Origin of the sequence: Ochrobactrum sp. WV_118_8 (assembly GCF_039631535.1) — a bacterium.
Taxonomy (GTDB): Bacteria; Pseudomonadota; Alphaproteobacteria; order Rhizobiales; family Rhizobiaceae; genus Brucella; species Brucella anthropi.
Map to the genome: position 1 here is coordinate 2,372,461 of NZ_JBDIUZ010000001.1, position 25,397 is coordinate 2,397,857.

Consider the following 25,397-nt stretch of genomic DNA (forward strand, 5'->3'; position numbering starts at 1 on the left):
GAGAGGAATGCCATGAACACCGCTGTTAGAAAAATCGACGTGAAGAAGGAAGCCGCCGATCTGCTTTCCAAACTCGGCGTCGATGCATCCGCTTATACCGGCGGCGACCTTGCCGGTTTCAGCCCTGTTTCGGGCGAACAGATTGCTGCGGTCAAGACCCACAGCAAGGAAGATGCTGTCAAGATCATCGACAAGGCCGATGAAGCCTTCCGCGCCTGGCGCAACGTTCCGGCACCGAAGCGCGGCGAACTGATCCGCCTGCTCGGTGAAGAACTGCGCGCTTCCAAGGAAGACCTCGGCCGTCTTGTTTCGCTCGAAGCTGGCAAGATTCCTTCGGAAGGTCTCGGCGAAGTACAGGAAATGATCGACATCTGCGATTTCGCCGTCGGTCTGTCGCGCCAGCTCTACGGTCTCACCATTGCAACCGAACGCGCTGGCCATCGCATGATGGAAACCTGGCATCCGCTCGGTGTTGTCGGCGTTATCTCTGCCTTCAACTTCCCAGTTGCTGTCTGGTCGTGGAATGCTGCTCTTGCAATCGTTTGCGGCAACTCGGTTGTCTGGAAGCCGTCTGAAAAGACCCTTCTGACCGCTCTTGCCTGCGATGCAATCTTCAAGCGCGCGCTGAAGCGTTTCGGCGATGCACCGGAAGGCCTCTCGCTGCTTCTGCTCGGCGACCGTGAAATCGGTGAAGTCCTCGTCGACAGCCCGAAGGTTCCGGTCGTTTCAGCAACCGGTTCGACCCGCATGGGCCGCGAAGTCGGTCCGCGTCTGGCCAAGCGTTTTGCTCGCGCAATTCTCGAACTCGGCGGCAACAATGCCGGTATCGTCTGCCCGTCGGCCGATCTCGACATGGCTCTGCGTGCGATTGCTTTCGGCGCAATGGGCACTGCCGGTCAGCGTTGCACCACGTTGCGTCGTCTCTTCGTACATGAAAGCGTTTACGACGCTCTCGTTCCGCGTCTGCAGAAGGCTTACGCCAGCGTCACCGTTGGTTCGCCGCTCGAAACCAGCGCTCTGGTCGGTCCGCTGATCGACAAGGTTGCTTTCGACAACATGCAGAAGGCCCTCAAGGAAGCTGCTGCTCACGGCGGCAAGGTACAGGGCGGCGAACGCGTCGATGCTGGCCATGAAAATGCTTACTATGTGCGTCCGGCCATCGTCGAAATGCCGAAGCAGCAAGGTCCGGTTCTTGAAGAAACCTTCGCACCGATCCTTTACGTCATGAAGTATTCGGATTTCGACGACGTGCTGGCAAGCCACAACGAAGTTGGCGCAGGTCTGTCCTCGTCGATCTTCACGCTCAACCTGCAGGAAGCAGAACGTTTCCTCTCGGCTGAGGGTTCGGATTGTGGCATTGCGAACGTCAATATCGGTACTTCGGGTGCTGAAATTGGCGGTGCATTCGGCGGCGAAAAGGAAACCGGTGGCGGTCGTGAGTCGGGTTCGGATGCGTGGAAAGGCTATATGCGCCGCGCAACCAACACCATCAACTACTCGAAGGCTCTGCCGCTCGCACAGGGCGTTTCCTTCGACATCGACTAATCGATCTGATTTCAGATCAAAAGAAAACCCCGCTTCGGCGGGGTTTTTTATTGGGTGCGCCGAGCATGGCGCGTGGTGCGCAAGCATCGCTCGACCGGGATGGTATCCGTTCGATGACTTGGAGGTGAAAGTCCTCTACGGGCCCTGGTGATGGGAACCGTTAGCCGAACAGCAAGGGCGTTGTCGTAAGGCGGGGTCTGAAGGAAGCTGTAAGCAAAGTGCCGGCCTGACGAACAGGAAGCGCATAAGAGGCAGTCGCATCAGGGCAAGGGGGCCCATTTACCCAAAGCCCGATATCACCCGGATGATGCGGCTGTAGATGCGACAGGTATATGGCATGAAGGTCACGCGTCTTACCTCGGGAGATCTGTCGCCTCGCCACCGGCAACGGTGTGCTACCGCCGCTGAGAAGCGACGGAATAGGGCGGCAGAAGTCAGCAGATGCCGTAGTAGCCGTACCGGACGGCGAAGGGCTGAACATGAAGTGTCGGATGGAGAACGATCTTTCGATGACGACAGCAGATGCAGATAATGGAGCTGAAACGCCCCATGCCCATGCGGAAGGTAGTGGCCGGAAGCTGCGAGAGGATGCCTTGGGCGCATCAAACGTCACGGCAGGATCGTCCAACTCACAACCGAAGGACGCGATGCAACTGATGGAAATGATCGTCAGTCGCGATAACATGATAGCGGCCTTACACCGCGTGGTGTCGAACAAGGGAGCGGCGGGCATCGACAAGATGAGCGTTGGCGACCTGAAGCAGCATCTCGTATCGCATTGGCCGCGCATCAGGGAAGACCTGCTGGCGGGTCGGTATGAGCCAGCGCCGGTGCGCGGGGTGGAAATCCCCAAGCCCGGCGGCGGGAAACGCCTTCTTGGCATTCCCACGGTTCTCGACCGCCTCATCCAGCAGGCGATACATCAGGTGCTGATGCCGATCTTCGACCCAGGCTTCTCCAATTCCTCTTTCGGCTTTAGGCCGGAGCGGAGTGCCCATGATGCGATCCTTGCCGCACGGTCCTATGTGGCCGACGGTTACCGCGTTGTGGTTGATCTTGATCTGGAGAAGTTCTTCGACCGGGTAAACCACGATGTGCTGATGGCACGAGTGGCACGCAAGGTCTACGACAAACGGGTGCTGCGGTTGATCCGCCGTTATCTGCAAGCCGGGTTGATGATGGGCGGGATGACGACAATGCGAAGCGAGGGAACGCCGCAGGGCGGTCCCCTGTCTCCGCTATTATCGAACGTCCTGCTCGACGATCTGGACAAGGAACTGGAACAGCGCGGACATCGCTTCTGCCGCTACGCCGACGACTGTAATATCTATGTGCGGTCAATACGTGCCGGTCAACGGGTGATGGCTTCGCTCACCGCCTTCCTTGGAAGGAGACTGAAGCTGAAGGTCAACGCCACCAAAAGTGCTGTTGACCATCCATGGAACCGGGTCTTTTTGGGTTATACGATGACGTTCCACCGTATGCCCCGCCTCAAGGTGGCGGTACAAAGTGTGAAGCGTCTTCGTGGCAAACTGAAAGCCCAGTTCCGGGCTGGGCGTGGCCGGGCCATTGACGCCACCATCAAGGACCTAGCGCCGATCCTGCGCGGCTGGACAGCTTACTTTAAGCTGGCTGACGTGAAGGGGACGTTCGAGGAAATGGATGGATGGGTTCACCGCAAGCTGCGGGCTACCCTGTGGCGGCAATGGACGAAACCAGCCGCGCGCGCAAGAAACCTGATGCAACGAGGCATAAAGAAGGAGCGTGCATGGATAAGTGCCAGCAATGGCCGGGGACCATGGTGGAATGCCAGAACCTCACACATGCACGAAGCCCTACCGAATGCCTACTTCACCAAAATCGGGCTGATCTCGTTCCTGAAGGAACACCGACGCCTATACTACGCTTCATGAACCGCCGTATACGGAACCGTACGTACGGTGGTGTGGGAGGAGGGCCTAAAATGCCCTCCTACCCGATCACAATGCATCGACCGGTTGAGATTTTTGCAATGACGCGGCGAAAATGGTGCTTTCTCGAGAACCGGAGCGGAGTGTACTTTAAGGTACATGAGCACCGGAAGCGCAGAGAAGCGCCATTTGCAGACCGTCAGTGCGTAAATATCGACTGGTCGATCAGCCCATACGTTCGGAGGCGAAAGAACCAGGCGAAGCCGGAAATACAACCGTGCGATTGCCGTTGAGGAACGAGCGATGATGAATATGCGCGTGAACAGCGCGTGCCAGAACCTGCGCTTCGACATCACGTCCGATAGACACATAATCCGCCGCACTCTGTGCGTGCGTGATACGGGCGACATCCTGTTCGATGATCGGACCTTCATCAAGATCAGCGGTGACATAATGCGCCGTGGCTCCGATCAGTTTCACACCGCGCTCGTAGGCCTGCTTGTAAGGGTTCGCGCCCTTGAAGGATGGCAGGAAGGAGTGGTGGATGTTGATGATCTTGCCCGACATCTTCTGGCAAAGCTGATCGGACAGAACCTGCATATAGCGCGCAAGAACCACCAGCTCGGTGCCTGTATCATCGACAATATCCAGAAGGCGCTGTTCAGCTTCCGGCTTGTTGGCCTTGGTCACGGCGATATGGTGGAACGGGATGTCGTGATTGACGACAACCTTCTGATAATCGAAATGGTTCGACACGACACCAACAATATCGATTGGCAGAGCGCCGATCTTCCAGCGATAGAGCAGATCGTTCAGGCAATGGCCGAAACGGGAAACCATCAGCAAGGTTTTTGTCCGTTGGGCGTTGTCGTGGAATTCAAATTCCATCTCGAACGGAGCTGCCACGGGCGCAAAGCCTTCACGCAGCACATCAAGCGCTACGCCTTCTTCGGAGATGAAGCTGACGCGCATGAAAAAACGACCGGTATCCAAATCATCGAACTGGGCGCTATCGATGATGTTGCAACCCTTGCCCGCAAGATAACCCGAGATTGCGGCAACGATACCACGAGTGGACTTGCAGGTGACGGTCAGGACAAAATTATGCATCGGACTTCCTCAATTTTCGAAGGCGCAAGCCAAAGCGCGCGCCTTGAAACTAGTTCACGATGCGGCCTCCGCCATGCCAGAATGCGTAATGCACTGACCGGATTGCGCTATCAAGCGACTTTGGAAGAAAGATCGCTCTAATTTGATCAAAGATGCGGATTGCGGTCACGATACCGGGCGACAAGTTCCCGGTTCACCTCACCGGAGCCCGGCATGTTGGCGCTCAGATAAATTGGTGCGTCGCCCTTGCCCACCAGCTTCGCCGCCACATCGGCAAAAATGGCATTGAGGATCGTGACACCAAGCGCCGTCGAAACCGGACCGACCTTCAAAGAACTGCCTTCCACTTCCAGCACCGCATCGCCCGCTGGCGCATCATTATCCAGCACGACATCGGCCAGAGAAAGCAGCTGCGTGCGGCCCTTGGCGATGACGTTGGAATAGGTGACGGAAGTGACCGCGATCACGGCAGCCCCCTTCTCCCGTGCATAGCGCGCAGCCTCAATGGGAGCGGCATTCACACCGGAGTTCGACACGACGATCAGCACGTCACCTTCACGGATGCCATAGCGTTCGAGGATCGGCAGCACAGCTCCTTCGATCCGCTCGAAATGCGAGCTGGCAGCCGCTCCGTCCTGCAGCATGATTGCCCCGCAAAGGATCGGCACAGTGATTGCCAATCCGCCCGCGCGATAGTGCAGTTCTTCCGCCATCATGTGCGAATGGCCAGTACCGAACACATAGACGCGGCTGTCTGCCAGTGCGGCAGCAGTAACCAGCTCGGCGGCTTTGGCCATCGGCTCGGCAAGGCGATTACGCAGGCCGGTGAGCCGCGCAATGAGGTCATCAAAATAACGATCTGTAATTTCCGTCATCGACCTTACCCCGAAATCTGTTTTCCGCCAGAAAGCCATGTGGCTTTCGCAAACAGCCCATCGTCAAGATGGACGGCGTCCATCCGCATGCCGGGACGGAACGTTCCGCGATCGTTGAGATGCAGATAGCGCGCCGGATAATGGCTCGCCATGCGCAGTGCCTCGGCCAGCGTCAGCTCCAGTTCGGCCACGCCGAAACGCACCGCCGACGCCATATCGAGATCGGAACCAGCAATGGTGCCATCTGCCAGAACAAGCTTGGAGCAGATGCCGCCTGGCACACGGCGGACGGCACGCCCGTTGATCTCGAAGCTTTCGGAATCCGAACCGACCAGAGCCATGGCATCCGTCACGAAGAACAGGTGGGCATCTCCCCGTTTCGCCCGAAGAGCAAGCCGCAGCGCCATCGGATCGACATGATGGCCATCGGCAACGATACCGCACCAGATGTCGGGATGATCAAGTGCCGCACCAGCCAGCCCCGGTGCACGATGGCCAATCTGGCTCATGGCGTTGAAAAGATGGGTCACGCTTCGCGCACCGGCATCGAAACGCTTGAACGCCTCATCTGCCGTCGTGTCGCTATGGCCGATACTGACGACCACACCGCCGTCGCTCAAACGACGCACCTGATCAGGCGTGACCTGTTCGGCAGCAAGCGTGACCAGCAAGATGCCGATCTGCTTTGCCGTATGGATATAGAGCGCGATATCGACATCATTGACGGGGCGCATCAGTTCCGCCAGATGGGCGCCTTTGCGAGCCGGTGCCAGATGCGGTCCTTCCAGATGCAAACCGACAACGCCCTTGTCGGCCTTGACTGCCTCAATTGCCGCTTCAATGGCGCGATCGCGCACCGGCGTCGTGTCGGTGATCAGCGTCGGCAAAAGGCTCGTCGTTCCATATTTGCGATGCCCCTTGGCAATCGTGAACATGGTCTCGGGTGTCGGCAGGTCATTGAGCATACGCCCGCCGCCGCCATTGACCTGCGCATCGATGAATCCGGGTGCCAGAACGCCACCGTTCAGGCGCTCGACATCATAGGCTTCGCCTAGTGACGCTTCCGGCACGATGGCTTCGGTCTTGCCATCGCTGAACACCAGTGCGCTTTGGTCGTGAAAGCGCTCGCCGTCGAAAATGCGCGCGCCTGCTATTGCCGATTTTCTTGTCATACCGTCACCGTAACCTTGTTGAGATTGCGCGGCTTGTCTGGGTCAAAACCCTTGCGGCGCGTGACCGCTTCAATGACGCGGTAATAATTGATGAGGGAAACCAGCGGATCGAGATGCGCATTGCCTGTGCTAGCCGATGGCAGTCGGAAGCCCGGCGTTTCCGCATCGGATAGCGACACGATGCTCGCTCCAAACGAATGCAGCCGCTTCAGGGCCTGCATGTTGGTGTCGAACGCTTCATCGCGCGGCAGGAAGGAAATAATCGGGAAACCTTCTTCCACCAGACGCATCGGACCGTGCATCAGCTCTGCCAGAGAGAAGGCCTCCGCATGGATATTGGCGGTTTCCTTTGCCTTCAGCGCAGCCTCAAGCGCGATTGCAAAGGCCGTGCCGCGACCGCCGGTATAAAGCGAGCGGGCATTGAAAAGGAGATTTTCAACCGCTTCGCGACCGTCAGGACGTGTTGCAGCAAGCGCCTCCGGCAGGCGCTGCAGTCCGGCCTGCAGGCTTGCGTCACCGCTGGCCGACGCGACCACACCCGACAATGCCGCGACTGCGGCAATGAACGACTTGGTGGCAGCAACACTCTTTTCTTCACCAGCATTGAGCGCGAGTACCACGTCGGCGGCATTACCCAGCGGGCTATCGACAACGTTCACGACGGCAATTGTGGTGGCACCACCTTTTTTGGCAGCGTCCTGCGCTGCAACAATGTCCGGGCTCGCGCCGGATTGCGACACGGTAAAGTGCAATCCGTTCTTGAGCTTCAGCTTGGAACCGTAGACCGACGCCACCGAAGGCCCGATGGAAGCCACCGGAATACCCATGGTGATTTCCATCAGATATTTGAAGAATGTCGCCGCATGATCGGACGAACCACGCGCGGCGGTGGTGATGACGGCAGGTTCGTTCTTCTGGAAAATGCGCGCGATTTCCGCAAAGGTGCCTGCCTCCTTCTCAAGCAGACCGGCGACGACGGCAGGCGACTGTTCGGTTTCCTGCAGCATCAGGGAGGAAGGGCTGTTCATGGTCATTCTCCAATTTTCAGTTCGGCGACGAAGTCATAGGCATCGGCGCGATAGTGCGAACGGGTATATTCGACGATCCGGTCGTCCTCGAGATGCGAGACACGCTCGATCAAAAGTGCTGGCGCGCCCCGGTGGACACCGAGCAGGCGTGCCGTGCCGGGGTCGAGTGTAACCGCCGTCAAGCGCTGCAAGGCGCGCACCGGCTTATGGCCACGCCTTGCCAATGCGCCATAAAGCGAGGTTTCTTCGACGCGGTCCTGATCCAGATAATGGCGCGGGACCACAGCCCGCTCGAAGGCCATCGGCACACCATCGGCAAGGCGCAGACGATCCAGCCGCACCACCGTCGTATCAACGCCGATTCCCAGCCGGAAAGCCTCGTCGGGCGACGGCCTGTCAACCTTGTTGGTGACAACGCGTGCGCCCGGCTCCTTGCCACGCGACAGCATATCCTCGGAAAACGAAGTCAGGCGCCAGAGATGCTGGCTGATGCGGGCCGGGCGTTCGGCAACGAAGGTGCCACTGCCGCGCCGCGCCTCGACCGCGCCCTGGGTCAGCAGTTCCTTATACGCATTGCGAACGGTGATGCGGCCGACGCCAAGCTGCTCCGCCAGATCGCGCTCCGGAGGCAGTCCGACAGCGGGCGCAAGTTGCCCCTCCTCGATCAGTTCACCGAGAATACGCGCAAGGTTCCGGTAAAGCGGCCCCGTAAGCTGCGGATCGTGCAAACCGCGCTCTTCGATGGCCGTGATCAATGTGGTTCTATTCATGCTTCACATAATAGAACCTATATAGAACCAATAGCAAGTGACAATCTCATGAAAAAAGCCCGGTCATGACCGGGCTTTTTGTTTAATGCGATTGCGGAGCGGGATGCGCCTCGGCTGGTGGCTTATCTACGCCATGCTCGGGCTCCTTGATCCGGAACCAGGCGACATAAAGTGCCGGCAGGAAGAGAAGCGTGATTGCCGTGCCCGCTATGATGCCGCCCATCATGGCATAGGCCATTGGTCCCCAAAACACTTCACGCGCAATCGGGATCAGTGCCAGACTTGCTGCCGCCGCCGTCAGCGCGATGGGTCGCATTCGGTGCTGACTGGCCTGCGTCACCGCATCCCACGGGTGCATGCCCTCGGTGATATGCTCTTCGACCTGCACGATCAGAATGACCGAGTTTCGGATAAGAATACCGACCAGTGCCAGCACACCAAGGATGGCCACGAAGCCGAGCGGTTTGCCGCTCGGTAACAAGGCAGCCACCACACCGATCAGTCCAAGCGGCGCCACGGCGACAACAAGGAACAAGCGCTGGAAGCTTTGAAGCTGGATCATCAGGATTGTCGCCATGACGAACAGCATCAGAGGCACCACGGCAGCAATCGGCCCCTGGCTCTTACCGCTCTCCTCCACCGTGCCAGCAATCTGGATCTGATAACCGGACGGCAACTGGTCGGCGAAAGTCTTGATGGCAGGTGCCAGATCCTTGACGATCGTATCCGGCATCGTCTTGTCGATAATGCCTGCAGCAACCGTGATCGTAGGAATACGCGACCGGCGATAGACAACCGGCTGTTCCAGCTCATATCGGAAATTGGCAATCGCGGCCAATGGCACCGACGTCCCGTTACCGGTTGCGATCTGAAGACTTTGCAGCGTATCGATCGAATCGCGTTCGTGTTTCTGTGCCCGCACAATAACGTCGATCAGATAGATCGAATCCCGCACCTGAGTGATGGTGATACCGCCGACAACGCCATTCAGGGTCGTTGCAATATCCTTCGAGGAAATGCCGAGCTTTCTCGCCTTGTCCTGCATGACGTCGACGCGGATAACCCGACCCGGCTCGTTCCAGTTGTAGCTCACCACTCCAAGCCGCTTGTCGGAACTGAGGATGCCGGCAAAGTCCTGTGCGACACCGCGCAGTTTTTGGACATCCGGACCCGAGATGCGATATTGCACCGGACGGCCAACTGGCGGTCCAAGCTCCAGATACTTCACATAGACATCCGTCCCGACATAATCCTTGCGCAGAACCTCGTTGAATTTCTGCTTGAGCCTGTCACGCGCTTCGAGGTCCTTCGCGACAACGACCATCTGCCCGAAATAGGGATTTGCTGGCTGCACGTCGAAGGAGAGAATGAAACGGATAGCACCTTCCCCGACATACGTGCTCCAGTGATCCACATCGGGATTGTCCTTGAGCATCGTGGCTTCAAACTTCTCCATCTGGGCCTTGGTGTCGGTGATGGAACTGTTCTGAGGCAAGGTCCAGTCGAGCACCAGTTCCGGACGGTCGGATTCCGGGAAGAACTGCCGTTCGATAAAGCCCATGCCGAAAACCGAAACGAGGAAAAGTGCAATGGTCGTAATGATCGTGATCCACTTGTGCCGCATGGACGCAAGCAGGACCTGCGAAAATATCTGGAAAAGACGGCTGTGCTTTTCCTCATGCGCCTTCATTTTCTTCGGCAGGAAAGTGACACCCAGCAAAGGCGCAAACAGAACTGCCACGATCCAGGAAACAAGCAGCGAAACCGCAATCACTACGAACAATGTGAACGTGTACTCACCCGCCTGACTGTTGTTCAGTCCGATGGGGATGAACCCGGCAATCGTAACCAGCGTGCCTGTCAGCATCGGGAAAGCCGTATGCGAATAGACATAGGTCGCAGCCTTGTTGATGGGATCGCCGTGCTCAAGCCGGGCCACCATCATTTCCACCGCAATCATCGCGTCATCGACCAGGAGGCCTAGCGCGATGATGAGCGCACCGAGCGACACGCGTTGCAGGGAAATATCCATCAAAGACATCGCCAGGAAGGTGATTGCCAACACCAGCGGGATCGAAAGCGAAACGACAAAACCCGCTCGCACCCCAAGACTGACGAAGCTCACCGCCAGAACGATGATAACCGCTTCAAACAGAGCTTCGGTAAAGCCCGAAACAGCGTCCTTGACGACTTCCGGCTGATCGGCAACCTTGAAGACCTTGACACCGACCGGGAGTTCCGCCGTCACCTGGCTCATCATTTTGTCGAGTGCCGCGCCAAATTCGAGCAGGTTGCCATTCGGCTTCATGCCAATGCCGAGGCCGATCGCATCGTGCCCGTTCACCCGGAAAATGGATGCGGGTGGGTCGACATAGCCGCGCGTAATCGTCGCGACGTCGGAAAGACGGAAGAAGCGATCATTAACGCGCAGGTTTACCGCACGCAGATCCGCTTCCGAATTGAACTGTCCGCTGACGCGCACGCTGATGCGCTCCGGCCCGGCTTCGACTACACCGGACGGCGTAATGGCATTCTGGTCCTGCAAGGCCTGCAGGATTGCCTGCTGATCCAGTCCAAGCGCTGCAATCTGGCGGGTCGAAAACTCCAGATAGATCGCTTCGTCCTGCGCGCCGATCAGCTCGACCTTGCCCGCATTGGGCAATGTCAGAATTTTCGTCCGCGTGCTTTCGGCATAGTCCCGCAACTGTCGCATGGAAAGACCATCCGACGTGAATGCATAGACGTTTCCGTAAACGTCACCAAACTGGTCATTAAAATACGGTCCGAGAACGCCCTGAGGCAGCGTATTCTGAATATCGTTCAGAAAATGACGCACTTCGGTCCATGACTTTTTGACCTGCTCGGCCCGCGTCGTATCTTTCAGAAAGACGAACACAACCGACTTGCCCGCCGTGGTTATGCTGCGCGTATAATCGAGCGTATCCAGTTCTTCGAGCTTCTTTTCCAGCCGGTCCGTGACCTGATTGAGCGTTTCGTCGACGGAGGCGCCGGGCCAGTTGGCCTGTACAACCATCGTCTTGACGGTGAAGTCCGGATCCTCCTCACGACCAAGGTCAAGATAGGAAATCAGGCCCGCCACCAGAAAGACGAGCATGAAATACCAGACCAGAGACCGATGATTCAGAGCCCAGTCAGACAGATTAAATCCCTTCTTCACAGGCCCGTTCCTTTCTCGTCCAGGCGGACTTTCTGTCCTTCTTTCAACTCATGCACACCGGCAATCGCAACATAGCTTCCGACATCCACGCCACCGGCAACGAAACTGTTGCCGCGCCGTTCAGTCACCTGCACGTCATGAAGAGAGACCGTCTGTTTATGCGGATCGATAACCCAGATGCTTGTCTTGCCGTTTTCGTCGAGCAAAGCCTGTATCGGCATCGTCACAAGATTCTGTTCAGACCCGGCTTTGGCTGCCCGGATCGTCGCGCCAAGGCGAAAGCCTTCCGGAGGGTTGTCGAGAGCAATACGCACACGGCGTGTGCGTGTCTGCGCATCAGCCTGCGGCGCCACCTCGCGTACTGTTCCCTGCCCTGTCACTTTCGGATCGGCCTGGAGCTGTACATTGAATGGCGTGCCCTGCTCAAAATATTGCGTCATGCTGTCAGGAATATCGAGCACCGCTTCGCGAATATCGGGACGCGCAACCGTCATAACCGTCTGGCCAGCGGCAACCACCTGCCCGACTTCGGCATTCGTTGCAGAAATGACGCCATCATAATCCGGACGCAGCACAGCGTAACTGCGCTGATCCTGCGCCTTTTTCAGCCCTGCCCTGGCTTTTTCCAACCCGGCCTCTGCGCTGTCACGCGCCTGTCTGGCGGCATCATAATCGGCTTGCGAAACGTTGTTGCCCTTAAGCAGGATGCTCTGGCGTTCTTCGCTCGCCGCAGCGTTGGCATATTGTGCTTCGGCGCTCGCCAGATCAGCCCTCGCAGACTGAACGGCAAGATCGAGGTTGGATGGATCAACCATCGCAACCATCTCGTCCTTTTTCACAATATCCCCCACCTGAACAGGCCGATTGATAATTCGCCCAAGCACACGGAATGCAAGATCAGTGGAATAGCGTGGCTCAATCGTGCCTGCAAAACCCGTCTGCGTTACGGGCTTGGGCTCGACCACCATATAAAGAACCGGACGGACAGGGTCCGTCTCAGCCGTGTTCTCTTCACCTTTTCCGCAAGCGGCAAGCGCAAGCATGGCAGCGATAACAGCAATACTGCTCATGGTGCGGATGTTAGGAAACTGGATTGTCGCCTTCATTGCGCAACTTGTCCTTCCTGTTCCTGCACGACTTCGGTCGGTTCGCCGGAACGCAGCATTTGTGCGCCCTTCGTGACGATCAGCTCGCCTTCCTGCAGCCCGCCTTCCACGAGTAGCCGCCCCTTTTCGTATGAAAGCACCTTGATCGGAACCAGCGTTGCCACCTTGGAATCCTTCGAGAGCCTCCAGACGGCTGTACGCCCGGCATCCGAAGTCATTGCGCTCCATGGCAAAACGACCACCTTCACCGTGTCCATATGAACCGTGCCGGTCACTGTGGCCCCGAGTGCCATCTGAGGCGGGGTTTGCGCTATGCCGACCTTTAACCGTACGGTTCCAGTCTGCGCATCGACCACCGGCGAAATCTCACGAACCTTGCCTTCGGCACTTATCGACGCATCGGACAGCAGCGCAATCGTTACGTCCATTCCGATTTTGGCATGATTGACCAGTGTTTCCTGCACATCGAATACCGCGTCGCGTGGACCATCCTCGGCAATCGAGAACGCTGTCTGCGCAGCCTGCACGACCTGCCCGGCCTCGACATTGCGCGCCGTAATCACGCCTGAAACGGGTGCCTGCAATTCAGTGTAGGAGAGCTGATCGCGTGCATCGTTGAGCTGGCTTTCAGCGCTGGCAAGAGCGCTTTGCGTCGTTTGCAGGTTCTGGTTTGCCTGATCGTAGGTGCTGCGAGTGGTGAACCCTTGTGCCAGCAATGCCTTCTGTCGCGCAAAATTGGCCTGGGCCTGCACCAGCTGCGCCTGCGCGGCATCTTTCGACGCCTGTGCAACGCGCAGATTGGCCTGTTGCTCAACATTATCGATGCTGGCGAGAGGCTGCCCCTTTTCCACGTGCTGGCCGATCTCGACCAGACGCTGCACAACCTGACCGTTCAGACGAAACGAGACATTGACAAGCGACCGTGCCGCAATGGCGCCGGATAAGGTCAGTTTCGGTTGATAATCGCTGGCGACTGCCTTTACCGCTGCCACCGGCACGATGTCGAGCGAGTCGGCATGCGCCTGCAACATTGCGCCCGGCGCAAGCAGCCCCAGGCAAAAGAGCAGTATACGGGGTGCTTTGAAATGGGGAGCAAGCTGGCCCATAACGCGCCTCCACCCATTCTGCACGCTGTAAATGAATGGTTTTGCTGCCATTTACACGATTCTCACTGGTTTGGTTCTGTTGAGAATGCAACTAAAGCTTTGCAGAGAAAAGCGGCGTTGTAAAAGATGATGAATCATAGTTATCGCTATTAAGGTCTTTTCGAAAACACTTACTCAGGAGCAATCGGCAGGCATTGCCTTCGATCAGAGAATTTATAAGTAGAAATATATAGTTGTGTTGAATTTCAAGAATATAGGCGGCGGCTAACTCGTTGCCTCCTCGACAAGCCTTTTACCGGCAACATTCAATTCGTAACGTGTGCGTTGCGTGCGCGGATCGCGCTGTTTGATCCGCACATAACCATGGTCCTGCCCGAGCACTGAAATTTCCCGAAGCACAAGTGCATGAGCGATCCCCAGCGAACGCGCAAAAGTTCGGCTATCCGACGCGATATCCAGCGCTAGCGCGGCGATGATCCCGGCACCAAGCCCGGTCAAATTGCTGGACGCCGTCATCAAAGCGTCGACGAACGCCATATATTCCGCTTCGCCCTCATCCATCATGCAGCTGCCGATTTAAGGGGGCGGAACGAAACGATCACCGATTTCGATGTGGGCGTGTAGCTTTCATCACCAGAACTGGCGAGCGGCACCAGCACGTTCATTTCCGGATAGTAGCCCGCAATACAACCGCGCGGGATGTCATAGGGCACGAAGCGGAAGTCGCGCGCGATACGCTCCACGCCGTCATCGAATTCGCCAACAATATCAGCCCGGTCACCGGCCTCGACACCGATATCCGCCATGTCAGCTTCATTCATGAAGACGACCTGTCGTTCGCCATAGACACCGCGATAGCGGTCATCCATGCCATAAATGGTGGTGTTGTACTGGTCGTGGCTACGGAAGGTCTGCAGCACATAACGCCCCGGCGTGCCGCGTGCCTGCTGATGCTCGACAGCTTCCGGAAGGGCGCCGGTCCAGAATGTGGCCTTGCCCTTTGTCGTATTCCATTCCAGCTCACGGGCAGAATTGCGCAAATGGAAGCCACGCGGAACCCGTACACGAGCGTTGAAATCGTAGAAGTCCGGCAACACACGGGCGATATGGTTGCGGATAAGATCATAGTCGTCGGCAAGCTCCAGCCAGTTGACCGGCTGCGGCCCTAGCGTCGCCTGCGCCATACCCGCAATGATCGCCACTTCCGAACGAAGATGTGATGAAGCAGGCGCATTAATGCCGCCCGAACCGTGCACCATGCTCATGGAATCTTCGACTGTTACGATCTGGGCCACACCTCTGGAATTGAGGTCGATCTCGGTGCGGCCAAGGCAAGGCAGGATGAAAGATTCCTGCCCCGGCACCAGATGCGAATGGTTGAGCTTGGTTGCGACATGAACCGTCAGGCGCTGGCCGGAAAGCGCTTTTGAAATCAACGGACTATCCGGAGTGGCCCGGGCGAAATTGCCGCCGAGACCGATAAATGCCTGAGCCGACCCGTCGAGCATGGCACCGATGGCACCCAGAACGTTGTGCCCCGGCTCACGCGGAACATTGAAGCCAAATTCCTTTTCCAGCGCATCAAGAAATGCGACTGGAGGCCGTTCGTTGATGCCGACGGTGCGATCACCCTGCACATTGGAATGACCGCGCACCGGACAGAGACCCGCACCGGGCCTGCCAATATTGCCGCGCAGCAGCATGAAATTGGTGATTTCGCGGATCGTGATCACCGAATGACGATGCTGGGTGATGCCCATCGCCCAGGTGCAGATGACCCGATCCGATTCCATATAGATCTTTGCGGCGCACTCAAGCGACTGCCGGAGAAGTCCCGACTGGTCTTCGATTTCTTCCCACGACGTGCTGTCCACCGCAGCGCGATAGGCTTCCAGTTCCGCTGTATGTGCGCTGAGAAATTCCCGGTCGAGGATTGATGGCTTGCCTGCGGCGAGTGCGGCATCATCCGCTGCGAAAACCGCCTTGGCCATACCGCGGAAAGCGGCAAGATCACCGCCAAGACGCGGCTGGAAATAATCGCTCGCTATGGCTTCGCTGCCGCCATGCAGCATTTCAAGCTTGTTCTGCGGATCGGCAAAACGCTCCAGCCCGCGTTCGCGGATCGGATTGAAAACGACAATGCGCGCACCGCGCTCGGCAGCACGACGCAAATCACCCAGCATGCGGGGATGGTTGGTGCCCGGATTCTGACCGACAACGAAAACGGCATCGGCCATTTCGAAATCTTCCAGCAGGACAGTCCCCTTGCCGACGCCAACCGACTGTTTCAGCGCAACGCCGCTAGCCTCGTGGCACATGTTGGAGCAGTCGGGGAAATTATTGGTCCCATAAGCGCGTACGAACAACTGATACAGAAACGCAGCCTCGTTCGAGGCGCGGCCCGACGTATAGAACTCGACCCGGTTTGGGCTGTTGAAACTCTTGAGAATGTCGCCGATAGTCCTGAACGCCTCATCCCATTCGATGGCTTCATACTGATCGGTCGAAGCATTGTACCGCATCGGATGGGTCAGGCGCCCGGTATTTTCCAGATCGTAATCCGTCCAGTTGCGCAGCTGCGAAACCGTATGCTCCCGAAAAAAGGCAGGCGTCGTGCGCCGGTCGGTCGCCTCCCAGGCGACAGCCTTCACACCGTTTTCGCAAAATTCAAAAGATGAGCCATGTTCCGGATCACCCCAGGCACAACCTGGGCAATCGAAACCGTCCGGCTGGTTCGCCTTGAGAAGCGTGCGCGCGCCGGAAAGAGGAGCGCCACTTGCAAGCAATTGCTTGCCGCAGCTTTTCAATGCACCCCATCCACCCGCTGCAGCGGCTCGCTTGCCGATGAAACCGGTTTTGGTGGCCTTGCTCATCCGTTACCCTCTAACCCAGTTGCGGGACCGCCTTCTTCGAGTGGCAAAGATGCCTTGGGCGGGTGCCAATATCATAAGTGGAATTACACGGTCCTTCAATTAACCGCGAGGCAATTGTTATTCGATACTTGTTCGTACTTGATTTCGGCCGCGCGATCCGTCATGCGATTGGTCAAGAAAAATTACCACAAGGGGTGGGATAGATGCCCAACATCGTTGAAATCGCCGATCTGAAGCGGCTTGCCCAGCGCCGCGTCCCCAAGATGTTCTTTGATTACGCGGATTCTGGCGCATGGACCGAGTCGACCTATCGCTCAAATGAAGACGACTTCAAGAAGATCAAGCTGCGCCAGCGTATTCTCGTCGACATGACGAACCGTTCGCTGGAAACGACGATGATCGGCGAGAAAGTGTCCATGCCGGTGGCTCTCGCACCGACCGGCCTGACGGGCATGCAGCACGCGGACGGTGAAATGCTGGCAGCACAGGCTGCCGAAGCCTTTGGCGTTCCCTTCACCCTTTCGACCATGAGCATCTGTTCCATCGAAGACGTCGCTTCGGTGACAAAGAAGCCGTTCTGGTTCCAGCTATACGTGATGAAGGACCGCGATTTCGTGAAGAACCTGATCGGTCGCGCCAAGGCGGCTGGCTGCTCGGCATTGGTGCTGACACTCGATCTCCAGATTCTGGGTCAGCGCCACAAGGATATCCGCAACGGCCTTTCCGCTCCGCCGAAATTCACCCCGAAGCATATCTGGCAGATGGCAACCCGTCCCGGCTGGTGCCTCGGCATGATGGGCACGCAGCGCCGTACGTTCCGCAACATTGCCGGTCACGCCAAGAACGTTACCGACCTTTCTTCGCTCTCCTCGTGGACGGCTGAACAGTTCGATCCGCAGCTCAACTGGAACGACGTTGCCTGGATCAAGGAACAATGGGGCGGCAAGCTGATCCTTAAAGGCATTCTCGATGTGGAAGATGCCAAGATGGCAGCCAAATCAGGTGCCGACGCGATCATCGTGTCGAACCATGGCGGACGTCAGCTGGATGGCGCACCGTCCTCGATATCCATGCTGCAGCCGATCGTTGATGCCGTTGGCGACAAGATCGAAGTGCATGTCGATGGCGGCATCCGCTCCGGCCAGGATGTGCTCAAGGCCCGCGCACTTGGCGCTCAGGGCGTGTATATCGGTCGCCCGTTCCTCTATGGCCTCGGCGCCATGGGCAAGGACGGCGTAACGCTGGCACTCGACATCATCCGCAAGGAACTGGATGTCACGATGGCGCTCTGCGGCAAGCGGGATATCAACGATATCGATAAGTCGATCATCCATTCGATAAACTTCTGATAACGACAGGAGCCGGCCTCGCGTCGGCTCCTATACTTTAGAAATTGCTTGCCTAACATCGCGTCACACGCGAGTACCGGCGACTGATGCACCGCAAGGTTACTTAAAAATAACCAAGTGTTAAACATATCTCTTTACCATATCCGGCAGTACGGCTTGTGAGCCGTTTTTCTGTTCGGATTTGGAGTGGGAACCGATGAAGTGCACTTCCGCCATTGCCATCGTGGCTATCAGTCTGATGGCGGGATCAGGAGCGGCGTTTGCCGCCGACATAATTGCAGACCCTGTTATTGAACCCATGCCGGAACCGGTTAATTCGTCCGGCTGGTATATTCGTGGCGATCTCGGTTACAATTTCAAATCCAGCACGGATGGCGACTGGAGCTTCTGGAACCAGTTCGATCCGCCCTATCGCGGCATTGACGACACGCTGCGCTACGATGATTTCGACCTCAAGGCAGGCGCAACTTATGGCGTGGGTGTTGGTTACCGCTTCACCGATATGTTCCGCGCCGATGCCACGCTCGACTTCTTCCGTGCAGGCATCAACGGTCGCACCGCCTGTCCGAGCTATGTGAAATCTGCCAAGGGCTTCAATCCGGTCGAGGACAACTGCAACTACGAGGATTCCTCGACAGCCAATATCTGGACGGCCATGGCAAACGCCTATGTCGACCTGCCGCGTGTAGGACCTGTGACGCCTTATCTCGGCGCGGGTCTTGGCGCCGCCTATGTGCAATATGACGACTGGAAAACCCACGAAGTCTGCGCAGGCTGCACCTATTCCAGCGAAAAGGACGGCCTCGACAGCTGGCGCTTCGCAATGGCTCTCATGGCCGGTGTCAGCTACGATCTCACCGAGCAGCTCAAACTTGATGTCGGTTACCGCTATATGCGCATCAATGGTGGCAAAGCCTACGGTTTTGACGCAGCCGATCGCAGCACCAACCCTTACGGCAATGCCGAAGGACGGGGCGCCACCGGAACGCAGGCCAAGGACAATGGCTTCAACATGCACACGATCCGCGCCGGTCTTCGCTACGAATTCCGTTAAAGAAAGTGATCTTTCGGATAGAAAGCCCGGTCAGTGCCGGGCTTTTTTTCATTTCAGCCGCGTGAAGTCGGTGCTTTTGACAGAAGCACCGTGCGGATTGCGAAACTGGAATGGATGCGCGCGACACCGGGCAATCGCGACAGGATTTCCTTGTGAATGATCTCATAAGCCGCAGCGTTTTCGGCTTCGACGCGCAAAATGTAATCCGCATCGCCTGTCATGAGATAACATTCCTGAACTTCGGGGTGCCGCCGCACCGCTTCCTCGAAACGATTCAGAAACTCCTCTGTCTGCCGGTCAAGCGTAATGCGTACGATAGCGACGAGCCGCTCATCGCCGTCGGATGAACCGACGATGGCCGTATAACCACGGATAACGCCGCTTTCTTCCAATATCTGCACCCGCCGCAGACAGGCGGACTGCGAAAGCCCTACTTCGCTGGCGAGATGGCTGTTGGTCATGCGCCCATCACGGCGCAGGCAACGGATGATATTGCGGTCGATACTGTCGAGCGTTGGCATGAATAATCTTCAACCCTGGAGCTAAAATATGCGCAAGATGTGCGAAAATTCGCATAATATGCGACAAATAGCAAAAACATTCGAATAGTCTTCGACTAATATGCGAGCAAGCTTTGGGAGTGATGAGTCACAAGGTTTCTCAACCGAGGCTTATATGCTTTGGGCGGCAGACGATCCATATCGACAATGACCTTCCAGGCGTTCTCGTAGCGTAGTGAGCAGTTTGGAAAGAACCGTGCAAATGGTTGAGATGTCGATGCAATTTTCACAGGATGAGCGCGATCTTGCCGCCGGTGGCGTATTGACCATCGACCTGTCGGCGCTGCGTCACAATTATTCGGCCATTGCCCGTCATATCGCCCCCACCCGCGCTGCTGCCGTTGTGAAGGCAGATGCCTACGGGCTCGGCGCCAGTCGTGTTGCGCCAGCTTTTTACGATGCCGGTTGCCGTGACTTCTTCGTCGCCCATCTCGGCGAAGCGATAGCGCTGAAGCCGTTTCTCCAGCCCGACGCGACGCTCTACGTTTTGAACGGTCTTCAACCGGGAACCGAAGAAGCCTGCGCCCGCGAAGGCATTCTGCCAGTTCTCAACTCGCTGGAACAGATTGAAAACTGGGCGGCACTCGCCACCAGACAGGGCAAGAAGCTGCCCGCCCTGCTCCAGCTCGATACCGGCATGTCGCGTCTCGGCCTGTCGCCGAAGGAATTTGAACGCTTTCTTGAGAACGCCACGCTTCTGGATGCCATCGACATCAAGTTTGTCATCAGCCACCTGGCCAGCGGTGACGAACCGGAAAATGCGGCAAATGCCCGTCAGCTTGCCAATATGACCGCGCTGCTTGCGCGCCTGCCAAAACTGCCGGTTGCTTTTGCCAATTCCGGCGGCAGCTTCCTCGACAAGACCTATCATTTCGACCTCGCCCGCCCCGGTGTCGCGCTTTATGGCGTTGGACCGAAAAGCGAGATCATTCCTGTCCTCACCCTTTCGGCACGCGTCATTCAGGTGCGCGAGATCGACAAGGGGGCGGCGGTTGGCTATGGCGGCGCCTATATCGCCGAAGGGCCGATGCGGGTTGCAACGATTGCTGTCGGATATGCCGATGGCTGGTTCCGTTCTCTCAGCAACAAGGGTGCGGCCTTCTTTGGCGATACGCGACTGCCGATCATCGGCCGTGTGTCGATGGACTCAATCACGCTCGACGTCAGCGCATTGCCGGAAGGCACGCTGAAACTCGGCAGTCTTGTGGAGCTGATCGGCCCGCACCAGCGCCTCGAAGACGTGGCGCGCGATTGCGACACTATTCCCTATGAAATTCTGACTGCGCTCGGCAACCGTTATGCACGTGTCTACGTGGAGAGCGGCGCGAGCGACATAAAAGTATAAGACAAGAGGCGAACATGCAGATCACCATTCTCGGCAGCGGCGTCATTGGCGTTACGACCGCCTACTACCTCGCCAAGCTCGGTCACGAGGTAACCGTTGTCGACCGCGAAGAAGGCCCCGCACTGGAAACGAGCTTTGCCAATGCCGGTCAGGTTTCGCCGGGCTATGCCTCGCCATGGGCCGCGCCCGGCATTCCGTTCAAGGCCGCGAAATGGCTGTTCCAGAAGCACGCGCCACTAGTTTTGCGTCCGACTTGCGATCCGGTTCAGTATAGCTGGCTCCTGCAGATGCTCGCGAACTGCACCGACAGCCGTTACAAGGTCAACAAGACCCGCATGGTGCGCGTAGCCGAATATGCGCGCGATTGCCTTGTCGATCTGCGCAAGGAAACCGGCATCGAATACGACCAGCGCATGCAGGGCACGCTCCAGCTTTTCCGCGAGCAGTATCAGCTCGACGGTATCGGCAAGGATATTGAGGTACTGCGTCAGGATGGCGTGCCGTTCGAAGTCCTCGACCGCGAAGGCTGCGCCAAGGTGGAGCCGGCACTTGCCCGCGTGAAGGACAAGTTCGTCGGCGGCCTGCGTCTTCCGCATGACGAAACCGGCGACTGCTTCAAGTTCACCAATGCGCTGGCAAAGATTGCCGAAGGACTCGGTGTAAAATTCCGCTTCGGCGTCAACATCAAGTCGTTACTGATGTCCGGCGGCAAGGTTTCCGGCGTCGAGACCTCCGAGGGTGTCCTGACCGCCGACCGTTATGTCGTCGCTCTTGGCAGCTATACGCCTGCGCTCGTCAAATCGCTTGGCCTTAACGCCCCGATCTATCCGGTGAAGGGCTATTCCATCACGGCACCGATTGTCGACGAGGATCGCGCTCCGGTTTCGACGGTGCTCGACGAGAGCTACAAGATTGCGATCACCCGTCTTGGCGACCGCATCCGCGTTGGCGGTATGGCGGAAGTCTCGGGCTTCACCACGGACCTGCCTGCCGCGCGGCGCGCAACGCTCGATCTGTCGGTAACGGACCTGTTCCCCGGCGGCGATCTGAAAGCGGCAACCTTCTGGTCCGGCCTGCGCCCGATGACACCGGATTCCACGCCGATCATCGGTGCAACGCGCTACGACAACGTGTTCATCAATGCCGGTCACGGAACGCTCGGCTGGACGATGTCGTGCGGTTCCGGCAAATTGCTCGCCGACCTTATTTCCGGCAACAAGCCGGATATCCGGGCCGACGATCTCGGTATTTCCCGCTACGAATAGACTATTTGCACGAAATTGAATCGCCTTCCTCAAGGCGATTCAAAAACTCGGCGGCGTGCAGGCGCTGACGATTTCGCATGGCACCGGTCCGACGCAACGGAACCGGTGCGGCAGCTTGCTGGAAAAGTAATAGGCGTCACCCGGCCCCAGAATGCGGCGTTCACTGCCGACCGTCACTTCGATGCGGCCAGAAATGACGATGCCGCCTTCCTCGCCCTCGTGCATCAAAAGCACTTTTCCCGTATCGGAACCCGGCTCATAACGCTCCTTCAGCATCTGTAAAGAGCGCGAAAACAGATGGTCTCCCACCTGCCGATAGGAAATTGGGCCCTTGCCGATTTCCACCAGTTCCTCGGCCTGATAGAATACCTTGTGCGGCGCATCCGGTTCGAGCGCGAAAAACTCGGCCATGCCGATGGGAATACCGTCGAGAATGCGCTTCAATGCACCGACGGACGGATTGGACTGATTGGCCTCGATGAGGGAGATGGTGGAGTTGGTCACACCTGCCCTTTTGGCCAGCTCACGCTGCGACAGATTCTGCCGCATGCGCACATAACGAAGCCTCCCGCCGATATCGATGCTCATCGAACTCTTCCCCATGTTTATGATGTTCGATATAGCACAAACTTGATAATTATCCCACATAAAAACAATAGCTTAATATCTTGAAGAAAAGGACTTGTTGCACCTCGCAAAGCGTGGCCTGCTGCTTACAAATAGGAGGTAATTATGCTCACCAAAACCAACACGCCAAGCCTTGAGAACTTCTGGATGCCGTTCACCGCGAACCGGCAGTTCAAGGCAGCGCCTCGCCTGCTCGCAAGTGCTTCGGGCATGTATTACACCGACACCGATGGCAATCAGGTTCTGGATGGCACGGCTGGTCTCTGGTGCTGCAATGCCGGTCATGGCCGCAAGCGCATCACCGAAGCTGTCGAGCGCCAGATTTCGACCATGGATTTCGCACCGACCTTCCAGATGGGCCATAATGTGGCTTTCGACTTTGCTGAAAAGCTCGCGGCCATCGCGCCGGGCGGACCGGATGCAAAACTTGACCGCGTATTCTTCACCAATTCCGGTTCGGAATCGGTCGATACCGCACTGAAGATCGCCATCGCCTATCAGCGCGCCATCGGCCAGGGCACCCGCACCATGGTTCTGGGTCGCGAAAAGGGCTATCACGGCGTTGGTTTCGGCGGCATTTCCGTCGGCGGCCTTGTCAATAACCGCCGCGTCTTCCCACAGATTCCTGCCGACCATCTGCGTCATACGCTCGATATCGAGAAGAACGCCTTCTCCAAGGGCCTGCCTGCAAACGGCATCGAACTTGCCGACGATCTGGAACGTCTCGTCCAGCTGCATGGCGCTGAAAAGATCGCTGCGGTTATCGTTGAACCGATGTCCGGTTCGGCTGGCGTCATCCTGCCACCGAAGGGCTATCTGGAACGCCTCCGCGCTACGGCAGACAAGCATGGCATCCTCCTGATCTTCGACGAAGTCATCACCGGTTTCGGCCGCCTCGGCACGCCGTTTGCCGTTGATTATTTCGGCGTCGTGCCCGACCTCGTGACAACCGCCAAGGGCCTGACCAATGGCGCCATCCCGATGGGCGCAGTCTTCGCTGCCCGCAAGGTCTATGATGGCCTCATGACCGGCCCCGAAAACGCCATCGAGTTGTTCCATGGCTACACCTATTCCGGCCATCCGGTTGCCGCTGCTGCCGGCCTTGCAACACTGGAAGTCTATGCCGAGGAAGGCTTGCTGACGCGCGGTGCGGAACTTGCCAATCATTGGCAGGAGGCACTCCATTCGCTCAAGGGCGTTTCGAACGTCATCGACATTCGCAACCTCGGTCTGGTTGGCGCCATCGAACTCTCGTCGCGCAAGGATGCACCGGGCGCCCGCGCCTACGATGTTTTCGTGGATTGCTTCAAGAAGGGCCTGCTCATCCGCGTAACCGGCGATGTGATCGCGCTTTCGCCACCGCTGATCGTGGAAAAGGAACAGATCGACACGATCGTGTCCGTCATCGGTGACGCCATCAAACGCGCAGCCTGACCTTCACCCAAGTCATGCTGCCTTTTAGAGCGCATCCCGAAAAGTGTGCAACGGTTTTCGGACAAGATGCGCTCTATTTTTAAACTACGCATCGATTTTTAGACCGATGCGCTCGCCGCCGCTGTTCCCCTGCGGCGGCTTTTTTTTGATAACAGCAATTCATTCGCCGCTATCGGGAAATATCAAACCGCGATACTATTCAGAACGTATATTGTCTTGTTTCGGGAACCTTTTGGCCTCGCATACATCCAATGAAACTCCACAGGAGTTTGACCCATGCGTGCAAAAACAGCGTTACCCGCCACCTCTCCAACATTTCAGGATGATCTTGTCCTCGCCCAGTGCGCAAAAATGCACGATCTGGAAGCGCTGCGCAAAGTCATGCAGACCAACAATCAGCGGCTCTATCGTCTGGCCCGCGGCATCGTGCGCAACGACAGCGAAGCGGAAGATGTGGTTCAGGAGACCTATTTTCTGGCTTTCAGGAGTCTTGATCGCTTTCGCGGCCAATCCAGCCTGACCACGTGGCTATCCCGTATTGCAATTCACGAAGCCCTCGGTCGTCTGCGCAAAACCCGGAAGGTCGAGAAGCTTCTTGAGACCACACCCGACACAAACAATATCATCCCGTTTCCATCCGACATGAGCGTGAATGACCCCGAATGCAGTTTTGCGCAGCGCCAGATATTGCAGCTGGTCGAACAGGCAACGGATAATCTGCCGGAAATTTTTCGCCTCGTATTCGTCGCACGGGTCATTGAAGGCTTGAGCGTGGATGAAACAGCCGAATTGTTGAATCTGCGCCCGCAAACCGTAAAGACACGTCTTCACCGCGCCCGATATCTGTTGCGAAAACAGCTGGACGAGAAAATCGGCCCTGTATTACTGGATGCCTTTCCCTTCGCAGGCAAACGCTGCGAGCGGATTATAACCGCCGTTTTGGCGCGGCTGGACGAACTGACATAATGTCAGGAACCTTTTGAACTCTCCTGCATCCAATAGCTGTCACTAGAGCATTTCCAGCAAAAGTGCGAAGCGGTTTTGCGTAGGATAATGCGACGAAACAACTATCTGGAGCCCGTAAAAAGGC

At 57.3% G+C, this 25,397-nt stretch carries 20 protein-coding genes; 8 read left to right on the forward strand and 12 right to left on the reverse strand.

Translation table 11 applies throughout. From position 1 onward, the window contains the following. Nucleotides 1–12: 12 nt before the first annotated feature. Both amaB and ltrA read left to right on the forward strand, forming a co-directional pair. Nucleotides 13–1,545, forward strand: a complete 1,533-nt coding sequence (amaB, locus tag ABDF71_RS11500) for an L-piperidine-6-carboxylate dehydrogenase (RefSeq protein WP_010659528.1) — start codon at nt 13–15, stop codon at nt 1,543–1,545. A gap of 509 nt (nt 1,546–2,054) precedes the next feature. Then, nucleotides 2,055–3,458 carry a group II intron reverse transcriptase/maturase gene (gene ltrA / locus ABDF71_RS11505; protein WP_011982869.1) on the forward strand — a complete coding sequence of 468 codons (1,404 nt, stop codon included), beginning with the start codon at nt 2,055–2,057 and terminating at the stop codon, nt 3,456–3,458. A gap of 222 nt (nt 3,459–3,680) precedes the next feature. Here the strand turns inward: ltrA and purU are convergent, their stop codons facing one another. The 10 genes from purU to ABDF71_RS11555 form a co-directional block, all read right to left on the reverse strand. Continuing rightward, complete coding sequence (purU, locus tag ABDF71_RS11510; RefSeq protein ID WP_010659527.1) at nt 3,681–4,565, reverse strand: formyltetrahydrofolate deformylase; 885 nt, start codon at nt 4,563–4,565, stop codon at nt 3,681–3,683. Between the two features lie 146 nt (nt 4,566–4,711). Continuing rightward, a complete protein-coding gene (locus ABDF71_RS11515; RefSeq protein WP_500061564.1) occupies nt 4,712–5,440 on the reverse strand; it encodes an SIS domain-containing protein in 729 nt (242 codons plus the stop codon). A gap of 5 nt (nt 5,441–5,445) precedes the next feature. Next, nucleotides 5,446–6,612 (reverse strand): N-acetylglucosamine-6-phosphate deacetylase, encoded by a 1,167-nt coding sequence (gene nagA / locus ABDF71_RS11520; RefSeq protein WP_500061565.1) that lies wholly within the window; start codon nt 6,610–6,612, stop codon nt 5,446–5,448. Continuing rightward, nucleotides 6,609–7,640 (reverse strand): SIS domain-containing protein, encoded by a 1,032-nt coding sequence (locus tag ABDF71_RS11525; RefSeq protein WP_010659524.1) that lies wholly within the window; start codon nt 7,638–7,640, stop codon nt 6,609–6,611. Before ABDF71_RS11525 ends, nagA begins: the two co-directional genes overlap by 4 nt. 2 nt (nt 7,641–7,642) lie before the next feature. Beyond that, a complete protein-coding gene (locus ABDF71_RS11530) occupies nt 7,643–8,410 on the reverse strand; it encodes a GntR family transcriptional regulator (protein WP_010659523.1) in 768 nt (255 codons plus the stop codon). 82 nt (nt 8,411–8,492) lie between these two features. Further along, nucleotides 8,493–11,588 (reverse strand): efflux RND transporter permease subunit, encoded by a 3,096-nt coding sequence (locus ABDF71_RS11535; protein WP_500061566.1) that lies wholly within the window; start codon nt 11,586–11,588, stop codon nt 8,493–8,495. Continuing rightward, the gene (locus ABDF71_RS11540) at nt 11,585–12,658 is read right to left on the reverse strand and encodes an efflux RND transporter periplasmic adaptor subunit (protein ID WP_374710375.1); all 1,074 of its coding nucleotides are present in this window, start codon (nt 12,656–12,658) and stop codon (nt 11,585–11,587) included. The genes ABDF71_RS11535 and ABDF71_RS11540 overlap by 4 nt, the downstream gene beginning before the upstream one ends. Before the next feature lie 32 nt (nt 12,659–12,690). Then, nucleotides 12,691–13,725: an efflux RND transporter periplasmic adaptor subunit gene (locus tag ABDF71_RS11545; protein ID WP_373418740.1), complete on the reverse strand. Its 1,035-nt coding sequence runs from the start codon at nt 13,723–13,725 to the stop codon at nt 12,691–12,693. Nucleotides 13,726–14,064: 339 nt separating this feature from the next. Then, nucleotides 14,065–14,364 carry a hypothetical protein gene (locus tag ABDF71_RS11550; RefSeq protein WP_010659519.1) on the reverse strand — a complete coding sequence of 100 codons (300 nt, stop codon included), beginning with the start codon at nt 14,362–14,364 and terminating at the stop codon, nt 14,065–14,067. After that, entirely contained in the window at nt 14,361–16,673 is a 2,313-nt protein-coding gene (locus tag ABDF71_RS11555; RefSeq protein WP_500061567.1) for an FdhF/YdeP family oxidoreductase, read from the reverse strand. Before ABDF71_RS11555 ends, ABDF71_RS11550 begins: the two co-directional genes overlap by 4 nt. A gap of 203 nt (nt 16,674–16,876) precedes the next feature. On the opposite strand from ABDF71_RS11555, the gene ABDF71_RS11560 reads away from it, so the two are divergent. Both ABDF71_RS11560 and ABDF71_RS11565 read left to right on the forward strand, forming a co-directional pair. Next, nucleotides 16,877–18,022, forward strand: a complete 1,146-nt coding sequence (locus tag ABDF71_RS11560) for an alpha-hydroxy acid oxidase (RefSeq protein WP_036585574.1) — start codon at nt 16,877–16,879, stop codon at nt 18,020–18,022. Nucleotides 18,023–18,218: 196 nt separating this feature from the next. Then, a complete protein-coding gene (locus ABDF71_RS11565; protein ID WP_151663754.1) occupies nt 18,219–19,076 on the forward strand; it encodes an outer membrane protein in 858 nt (285 codons plus the stop codon). A 53-nt stretch (nt 19,077–19,129) separates the two neighbouring features. On the opposite strand, the gene ABDF71_RS11570 is transcribed toward ABDF71_RS11565, so the two are convergent. After that, nucleotides 19,130–19,597 carry an Lrp/AsnC family transcriptional regulator gene (locus tag ABDF71_RS11570; RefSeq protein ID WP_010659515.1) on the reverse strand — a complete coding sequence of 156 codons (468 nt, stop codon included), beginning with the start codon at nt 19,595–19,597 and terminating at the stop codon, nt 19,130–19,132. A 241-nt stretch (nt 19,598–19,838) separates the two neighbouring features. On the opposite strand from ABDF71_RS11570, the gene alr reads away from it, so the two are divergent. Next, nucleotides 19,839–20,981 carry an alanine racemase gene (gene alr / locus ABDF71_RS11575; protein ID WP_010659514.1) on the forward strand — a complete coding sequence of 381 codons (1,143 nt, stop codon included), beginning with the start codon at nt 19,839–19,841 and terminating at the stop codon, nt 20,979–20,981. Nucleotides 20,982–20,995: 14 nt separating this feature from the next. Next, nucleotides 20,996–22,246 carry a D-amino acid dehydrogenase gene (locus ABDF71_RS11580; protein ID WP_010659513.1) on the forward strand — a complete coding sequence of 417 codons (1,251 nt, stop codon included), beginning with the start codon at nt 20,996–20,998 and terminating at the stop codon, nt 22,244–22,246. A gap of 39 nt (nt 22,247–22,285) precedes the next feature. On the opposite strand, the gene ABDF71_RS11585 is transcribed toward ABDF71_RS11580, so the two are convergent. After that, nucleotides 22,286–22,834: a cupin domain-containing protein gene (locus ABDF71_RS11585; RefSeq protein ID WP_010659512.1), complete on the reverse strand. Its 549-nt coding sequence runs from the start codon at nt 22,832–22,834 to the stop codon at nt 22,286–22,288. A 144-nt stretch (nt 22,835–22,978) separates the two neighbouring features. Here ABDF71_RS11585 and aptA point away from each other — a divergent pair, with 144 nt between their 5' ends. Both aptA and ABDF71_RS11595 read left to right on the forward strand, forming a co-directional pair. Further along, nucleotides 22,979–24,307 carry an omega-aminotransferase AptA gene (gene aptA, locus ABDF71_RS11590; protein WP_010659511.1) on the forward strand — a complete coding sequence of 443 codons (1,329 nt, stop codon included), beginning with the start codon at nt 22,979–22,981 and terminating at the stop codon, nt 24,305–24,307. A 276-nt stretch (nt 24,308–24,583) separates the two neighbouring features. Further along, nucleotides 24,584–25,273 (forward strand): RNA polymerase sigma factor, encoded by a 690-nt coding sequence (locus ABDF71_RS11595; RefSeq protein WP_500061568.1) that lies wholly within the window; start codon nt 24,584–24,586, stop codon nt 25,271–25,273. Nucleotides 25,274–25,397: the final 124 nt, after the last annotated feature.